Below are 7,496 nucleotides of genomic sequence, written 5' to 3'. Positions count from 1 at the left end.
CATACTGTTGATGACTATATTAAAAAGAGATTATCTGACCGAATGTATAAGCTGCAAGATGGTACTGAAGTACAAAGAGACTGGTATTCATCATTCTTATTACACTGTTACGATTACAGAACCAAAGATATAGATAAAAACAAATGCATTTCTGAATTTGATAAGTGTTACAGCAAAGAAAAAGACCTAATCGAATGGATTAAGGCTAACGAGATCAAGGTATCAAATAGCGGAATTAAGATAGCGTAAAACATATTCAGGGAGATTGATTATACTTCCCTACGAAAGTAGAAATTTACCGTCAATGTGGTCGCTGGACTGCTTGGTAATGAAAGTTCTGATTCAAATAGATTTACACTTGTAACTTCAAAGTCTGAAAATGATGTACGATTACAAGCTACACTTGGCAATCAGAACCCCACGGGCTTGTCCGTGGGAGTAGTCAGGCTAGGTATTTACTTCTATTGCAGACATAAGAAGAATACACATGTTGAGTTGAAACGTATGAGAGCAAAAGAACTCTTTTAAATTATTAAAGGCTGTAACGAATAGATAACCTTAAACGTTACAGCCTTTTTTACTTTGAAGAATAATTATATTATTCTTCTACTTTTTCAAATTCTTCTGGTCCTACACCACATAGTGGACATACATAATCTTCAGGTAATTCATCACCTTCATACACATATCCACATACTTTACATACCCATTTCATATTATAATACCTCCTTTAGTATATAGTAATTATTACTACTTATACTATAGTACTTTTGAGATATAATTCAATAAATATGCTCAAACTAAAAAAAGAAGTACACTAAGCGTGCCCTTCTTTACGCATCTCTTTACGATACATTTTATAGAGATCAGCATGACATAGATTATTTGTGCCACATGTATTACAATTATGTCCACAGACACCTATGCCTTTTTTCTTATTTTTATATATAGTTCTAAGGACAAGACAAATCCAGATAACTAATAAAATACTTACTATAATTGTACCCATAATATCTCCTCCTCGCTTCTATTATACAATTATCTTGGTGTATAACCAAGTTTGATGATCATCTGTTGATATATTTCTAGATCAGGTTGATTCATAGAAAGAATAGTGATTTCTTTCTTATTCATGTTTACTGATGCTAGATATTCTTTATGTTGATTAAATGCGTTTTCTATTGTTGCTGCACAGTTCTTGCAGAACATATCGTCAATATGAAGAGTAGTACGATAGGGATAAAGATTTTTATCTTTATCCCCCGTACCTATTTTCTTTATTTGATCATGTTCCCCACAACAGCCAGACTGCAAAGTCTTCTTGTAGTGAAGAGCACCTATAATGAGCAACACAACAACAATAGCCACAACTATGATGTTACCCATAATTGATTAGGCTCTCTGTGTCTTTAATTCTGGTTTAGGTGCTGGTCTTACAATGAAGTAGATCATTACTAGAACACATACGATTGATAAAATCTGACCTAATCCGAATGGTGCACCATAGAATAACCATGAACCTAACTGATAAGTGATCATAGCTAATACATAACCTAATACCATCTGGTATAATACTGCAAACCATCCCCAGAACTTAGAACCCATTTCTCTCATGATTGCTCCAATAGCGGCAAAGCATGGTGGATCGAATAAGTTCAAGATCATGAATGAGAAGCCACCCATTGCAGAGAAAGTATTCACCATAGCATGAATTGCCTTAGCACCTGAATCTGCATCACCCATGTGATTCAAGATAGAGATAGTAGAAATAGCCTGTTCCTTAGCAGCTAATGCTGAAATAACAGCTACTGAACCTTTCCAGTTTTCAATACCTACTGGTGCGAATAATACTGCAAATAGATGACCAACAGATGCTAACATTGAGTTTTCAATTTCGACCATCTGGAATGAGAAGTTAAATGTAGATAATAACCATACAACGATACAAATACTAAAGATAATAGTACCTGCTTTAAGCATGAATGCTTTTGCACGTTCCCATACATGGATGAATACACCCTTAAAAGTAGGAAGATGATATGCTGGTAATTCCATTACGAATGGTGCTGGATCACCGGCAAAGAAACGAGTCTTCTTTAATGCGATACCTGATAAGATAATAACTAAAATACTTAAGAAATACATTGCTGGCGCAATCCAAGTGTTACCTGGGAAGAATGCTGAACTGATCATACCAATAATAACAGTCTTCGCACCACAAGGAATAAATGTACATAATAGAATAGTCATTCTTCTATCTGCTTCATTTTCAATAGTACGTGTACCCATAACGGCTGGAACACCACATCCTGTACCAATTAAGATAGGGATAAATGATTTACCAGATAAACCGAATTTACGTAATAGTCTATCCATAATGAATGCAATTCTTGCCATATATCCTGAATCTTCAAGAATAGCTAAGAATAAGAAGATAAGTGCCATCTGTGGTACGAAACCTAATACTGTACCAACACCAGCGATAATACCATCATTGATTAAGCTGATTAATGGAGCTGCACAACCAATTGATTTAAGGAAAGTTTCTACTGCAGGTGGAATGATTTCAGTAAATAATACATCATTCACCCAGCTAGTCATCCAGTCACCTACTGTAGATACTGAGATAAAATAAACAAACCACATAATTAATACAAAGAGTGGTAAAGCCAAGAATCTGTTAGTCACAATCTTATCAATCTGATCTGATGTAGATAATGTCTGATGGGGATTCTTCTTTGTAAGAACCTTGTTAATAGAATTCTTAATAAATGTATATCTCTGGTTTGTGATAATAGATTCTGAATCATCATCCATTTCTTTTTCACAATCCGCAATATGACCTTCGATTTCATTTAATACTACCTGATCTAATTTAAGTTCAGCCAATACCTTTTCATCTCTTTCAAATACCTTAACCGCAAACCATCTTAACTTAGATGCATCTACTCTATCTTCAATAGATTCTTCAATATGTGCTAAAGCATGCTCTACTGAACCAACAAATACATGAGGATGTTCTGATGCTTTATGGTTATGTGCAAGTTTAATTGCTTCTTCAGCAACTTCCTGAGTTCCTTTATTCTTTAATGCAGATAAAGTGACTGCTTTACAACCAAATAACTGGCCTAACTGATCTAAGTCAATCTTATCACCCTTCTTTTCTATGATATCATACATATTGACAGCTAAAACCATTGGAATACCTAATTCAGCTAACTGAGTTGTTAAATATAGGTTTCTTTCTAGGTTAGTTCCATCAATGATATTAATGATTGCATCAGGTGTTTCATTAATTAAATATCTTCTTGTAACAACTTCTTCAAGTGTATAAGGAGATAATGAATAAATACCAGGTAAATCCTGGATAGTCACATCTTTATGACCTTTTAGTTTCCCATCTTTCTTTTCAACTGTAACCCCTGGCCAGTTACCAACATACTGAGTACTCCCTGTCAGTGCATTAAATAACGTTGTTTTACCAGAGTTAGGGTTACCCGCTAACGCTATCTTCATAACTATTCCTCCACTTCAATCATCTGCGCATCTGCTTTACGCAAAGATAATTCATAACCACGTACTGTAATTTCTACTGGATCTCCTAAAGGTGCAACTTTCCTTACATAAACACTCTGTCCTTTAGTTAAACCCATATCCATAATTCTTCTTTTTACTGGACCTGTACCAGTCACTTTTTTAATAGTTACTGTTTCGCCCACTTTTACATCTTTTAAGTTCATGTTACTCCTCCCTCAAAATAATATACGATTGGCCATCTGTTCAGAAAGCGCAATCCTACTACCTTTCACATTACAAATAATTCCGTTATCCACTTTACTGATAATAGTTACTTCTCCATCTACCACAAAACCTAATTCTGCAAGATGATTCTTTACTTTATCAGTTCCTGTAATACGTCTAATAATGACTGTATCTCCAGGATTTGCCATACTAATTGGCATATAATCCGCCTCCTTAGATGATTAGACTAAACTAATTAGTCTTTTCTAACTTCGATGTTAGTATAGCCTTACTGTTTTTATATGTCAACAAAAATGTTAGTAAAGCCTAACTTTTTCATTATTTGAATTTTTATGCTATAATGATGGAAATGAGGTGAATAAGATGAGTGAATCAACAGAAATGTACTTAGAAACTATATTAGTTATTCAAAAGAAGAAAGGACATGTGCGTTCCATTGATATCGCCCGTGAAATGAATTTCTCTAAACCTACTATTTCACAACAGATGAAAAGATTAAAAGAGAAGGAACTCGTCAACATGGATGAAGGTGGTGCCATTACATTAACAGACGCTGGTGCTAAGATTGCGAATATGATATTTGAAAGACATACTGAATTAAGAAATATCTTAATTCATATTGGTGTTAGTGAATCAACTGCTTCACAGGATGCTTGTCGTATCGAACATTATATTTCACCAGAAACTTTTGAAGCTTTAAAAACATATTTCAAAGATAAGATTTAAATAAAAAATCACAGGTGTGTGCTGTCCTGTGATTTTTTATTTCCTCTGTTTTAAGGAACTGAGAATATGAAAGGATATGTTATGTTTAGTAAAGGGTTAGCCTTTACTAACTTAATGATACTACTCATATGAGATAAATGCAATAGAAATAGCAAAAAAAACACCTGCAAAGCAGGTGTTAACGTTTATTGAAACGTTTAGAGATTTCTACGATTGGGATAACTGAGAATGCAAGTAATGCTGCAATCGCGAAATGAGATGGATTAAGAGGCACTAAACTAAATAAATGAGAAAGAGGTGTAAAGATGATGGCTAACTGTAATATAAGACCTAAAGCTGTTGCACCCCATAAATACTTATTGTTGAATACCTGTTTATTAAATACTGAATGATGACTCTTTACGTTAAAAGCATGACATAATTCAGCGCCTGACATAGTAATAAAGGCCATAGTCATCGCATATTCATGATTACTGAAATACTGACCAATTGAATAAGATGCTAAAGTAAGTAAACCTACCATAACACCCTGCCAGATGACTTTCACCATTAAACCATTCGCAAAGAAACCTTCATCCTTTTCTCTTGGTTTTCTATCCATGATATCATCTTCAACTGGTTCTAAACCAATCGCAAAGGCTGGTAAAGCATCTGTGATTAGGTTAATCCATAATAAATGAATAGGTAATAGTGGAACACCAAATCCCCATGAAGGATTAATTAACGCAATAATAGAAGCTAAGAAGATTGCAAGTACTTCACCAATATTACTTGATAATAAGAACTGTACATCCTTCTGGATATTATCAAAAATACCACGACCCTGTTTAATAGACTGAATAATAGTCGCAAAGTTGTCATCTGTTAGGATCATAGTAGCAGCATTCTTCGCTACATCTGTACCTGTAATACCCATAGCACAGCCAATATCTGCAGTCTTTAAGGCTGGTGCATCATTAACACCATCCCCTGTCATAGCAACAATTTTATTCTTTGATTTCCATGCTTTGACGATATTTACTTTATGTTCAGGAGCCACACGTGCATAAACACTATATTTTTCTACATTCTTTTCTAATTCTTCCTGAGACATCTGAGATAATTCTTCACCAGAAATAACTTCCTGTCCCTCACTTAAAATACCTAAATCCTTCGCAATAGCAGTCGCTGTTGTCTTATGGTCACCAGTGATCATAATAGTGCGCACACCTGCATGCTTAGCAACTCTAATGGCTTCTTTTGCTTCTGGACGAGCTGGGTCAATCATACCTACAAACCCAATAAAGTCCATATCATTTTCTATTTCTTCTACTGTAATGTTAGTAGGCATTGTATCATATTTCTTTACTGCCACAGCTAAGACTCTTAAAGCGTCTTTAGCCATTTCATCATTGGCGGCCATCGCCTGATCACTATCTACATTACGACATCTACTTAAGATCACATCAGGTCCACCTTTAGTAATAGACACATAATGATCTCCATCCTTAAGAATAACACTCATCATCTTACGATCAGAATCAAAAGCTAATTCTCCTACACGTGGATACTTTTCCATGAGTGCTTTCTTTTCAAAGTTCATCTTTTTACTTGCTTCTACTAGTGCAACTTCAGTAGGATCACCTAGTACCTTACCATCATCAATAGAAGCATCAGAACATAGAGTAAATGCATTCAACATATCAATAGTTTTAGAATCTGCATCTCCTAAGTCTTTCACTTCTTCACCATCTAAGCAAGTCTTTAAGATAGTCATCTTATTTTGTGTTAATGTACCTGTCTTATCAGAACATACAATAGAAGTACTACCTAATGTTTCTACTGCAGGTAGTTTACGAATTATGGCATGCTGTTTAACCATCTTAGTCACGCTGACAGCTAAGACAATAGTAACAGTAGCTGCAAGACCTTCAGGTACAGCTGCAACAGCTAAGGCAACAGCTGTCTCAAATGATTCTAACCAGCTAATACCGCTCAATGATTCAAGAATAAATACAATCACACAGATTACAATACAAAGTAATCCAATTGTTTTACCTATCTCATTTAATTTGACCTGTAAAGGTGTTAATTCCTTTTCACTCGCATTCAACATGCCAGCAATCTTACCTACTTCATTCTTCATACCAGTAGATGTAACTATTGCCTTACCACGACCATAAGTGACTACTGTAGAAGAGAAGACCATATTTGTCTGGTCCCCAATCACAACATCCTGACTAATAGGATCAGTTGTCTTTTCTACAGGAACAGATTCACCTGTTAAGGCAGATTCATCCACCTTTAAGTTATAAGCTTCAATTAAACGTGCATCACTAGGAATCATATCCCCTGTTTCAAGAATAATAATATCACCAGGCACTAATTCCTTAGAAGCAATAGTCTGTTTCACACCATCTCTTAATACCTTAGATTGTGGTGCAGATAATTCCTGTAATGATTCAAGACTCTTTTCTGCATGACTCTCTAATACAACGCCTAGAATCGCATTCATCATTACTACGATTACGATAATAAGAGAATCAATCCAGTCCCCTGGTTCTACAATAATAGATATCACTGCTGCAATAATTAAAATAATAATCATTGCATCCTTAAACTGATCTAGAAAACGTAAAAGAAGAGACCTTTTCTGTGGCTTTTCTAGTTCATTGGTTCCATATATGCCTTGTCTCTTATTTACTTCAGAAGAAGTGAGTCCTTCTTCTATATTTGTATCTAAAGAGTTTACTACTTCTTCAATTGTTTTTTTATACATTTGTATTTCTGCCACTCAAAATGTGATTAAATATACTCACATCGAGATAATGTAAGTTCTCACGAACATTACTTACTATTTTATTGTGTATGCTTTCGATTGACAAAAAATCATATCTACTCACAAGCTCTTGTACACTCCATAGTCGTTAATTCCCAAAGCAGCCTTCGGTACATACCTACGTTTGCGTTCATTTATGCAACTTCTTAGATCGTAGCATCTTTCAAATTAAGTGCAGCATTGAAATCTC

The 7,496-nt window shown here is 34.8% G+C and carries 9 protein-coding genes; 2 read left to right on the top strand and 7 right to left on the bottom strand.

Annotation, left to right across the window (positions count from 1 at the left end):
• A partial coding sequence (locus B2S90_RS01490) for a hypothetical protein (RefSeq protein WP_286696444.1) occupies window positions 1-249 on the top strand: 249 nt, incomplete at its 5' end.
• 349 nt (window positions 250-598) lie between these two features.
• Here the strand turns inward: B2S90_RS01490 and B2S90_RS01485 are convergent.
• The 6 genes from B2S90_RS01485 to B2S90_RS01460 all read right to left on the bottom strand — a co-directional run bounded on the left by B2S90_RS01485 (window position 599) and on the right by B2S90_RS01460 (window position 3,962).
• Window positions 599-715 carry a rubredoxin-like domain-containing protein gene (locus B2S90_RS01485; RefSeq protein ID WP_022425517.1) on the bottom strand — a complete coding sequence of 39 codons (117 nt, stop codon included), beginning with the start codon at window positions 713-715 and terminating at the stop codon, window positions 599-601.
• A 102-nt stretch (window positions 716-817) separates the two neighbouring features.
• Window positions 818-1,009 carry a FeoB-associated Cys-rich membrane protein gene (locus tag B2S90_RS01480; protein WP_055233959.1) on the bottom strand — a complete coding sequence of 64 codons (192 nt, stop codon included), beginning with the start codon at window positions 1,007-1,009 and terminating at the stop codon, window positions 818-820.
• Between the two features lie 29 nt (window positions 1,010-1,038).
• The gene (locus tag B2S90_RS01475) at window positions 1,039-1,386 is read right to left on the bottom strand and encodes a heavy-metal-associated domain-containing protein (protein ID WP_286696443.1); all 348 of its coding nucleotides are present in this window, start codon (window positions 1,384-1,386) and stop codon (window positions 1,039-1,041) included.
• 6 nt (window positions 1,387-1,392) lie between these two features.
• Window positions 1,393-3,516, bottom strand: a complete 2,124-nt coding sequence (gene feoB, locus B2S90_RS01470) for a ferrous iron transport protein B (RefSeq protein ID WP_286696442.1) — start codon at window positions 3,514-3,516, stop codon at window positions 1,393-1,395.
• Between the two features lie 2 nt (window positions 3,517-3,518).
• The gene (locus B2S90_RS01465) at window positions 3,519-3,740 is read right to left on the bottom strand and encodes a FeoA family protein (protein WP_022425513.1); all 222 of its coding nucleotides are present in this window, start codon (window positions 3,738-3,740) and stop codon (window positions 3,519-3,521) included.
• 12 nt (window positions 3,741-3,752) lie between these two features.
• On the bottom strand, window positions 3,753-3,962 hold the full coding sequence (locus B2S90_RS01460) for a FeoA family protein (RefSeq protein ID WP_006505528.1): 210 nt from the start codon (window positions 3,960-3,962) through the stop codon (window positions 3,753-3,755).
• 163 nt (window positions 3,963-4,125) lie between these two features.
• Here B2S90_RS01460 and B2S90_RS01455 point away from each other — a divergent pair, with 163 nt between their 5' ends.
• The gene (locus B2S90_RS01455) at window positions 4,126-4,488 is read left to right on the top strand and encodes a metal-dependent transcriptional regulator (protein ID WP_278780524.1); all 363 of its coding nucleotides are present in this window, start codon (window positions 4,126-4,128) and stop codon (window positions 4,486-4,488) included.
• Window positions 4,489-4,666: 178 nt separating this feature from the next.
• Here the strand turns inward: B2S90_RS01455 and B2S90_RS01450 are convergent, their stop codons facing one another.
• Complete coding sequence (locus tag B2S90_RS01450) at window positions 4,667-7,246, bottom strand: cation-translocating P-type ATPase (protein ID WP_279147262.1); 2,580 nt, start codon at window positions 7,244-7,246, stop codon at window positions 4,667-4,669.
• Between the last annotated feature and the right edge of the window lie 250 nt (window positions 7,247-7,496).

Origin of the sequence: Catenibacterium sp. UBA627, from assembly GCF_002299355.1 — a bacterium.
Taxonomy (GTDB): Bacteria; Bacillota_I; Bacilli_A; order Erysipelotrichales; family Coprobacillaceae; genus Catenibacterium; species Catenibacterium mitsuoka.
Note: the sequence above shows the minus strand (reverse complement) of the source record. Positions and strands in the feature narration are given on the sequence as shown.

Coding starts and splice junctions, on each gene's coding strand:
- B2S90_RS01485 (WP_022425517.1), bottom strand. CDS start 715: ATGAAATGGGTATGTAAAGTATGTGGATATGTGTATGAAGGTGATGAA.
- B2S90_RS01480 (WP_055233959.1), bottom strand. CDS start 1,009: ATGGGTACAATTATAGTAAGTATTTTATTAGTTATCTGGATTTGTCTT.
- B2S90_RS01475 (WP_286696443.1), bottom strand. CDS start 1,386: ATGGGTAACATCATAGTTGTGGCTATTGTTGTTGTGTTGCTCATTATA.
- feoB (WP_286696442.1), bottom strand. CDS start 3,516: ATGAAGATAGCGTTAGCGGGTAACCCTAACTCTGGTAAAACAACGTTA.
- B2S90_RS01465 (WP_022425513.1), bottom strand. CDS start 3,740: ATGAACTTAAAAGATGTAAAAGTGGGCGAAACAGTAACTATTAAAAAA.
- B2S90_RS01460 (WP_006505528.1), bottom strand. CDS start 3,962: ATGCCAATTAGTATGGCAAATCCTGGAGATACAGTCATTATTAGACGT.
- B2S90_RS01455 (WP_278780524.1), top strand. CDS start 4,126: ATGAGTGAATCAACAGAAATGTACTTAGAAACTATATTAGTTATTCAA.
- B2S90_RS01450 (WP_279147262.1), bottom strand. CDS start 7,246: ATGTATAAAAAAACAATTGAAGAAGTAGTAAACTCTTTAGATACAAAT.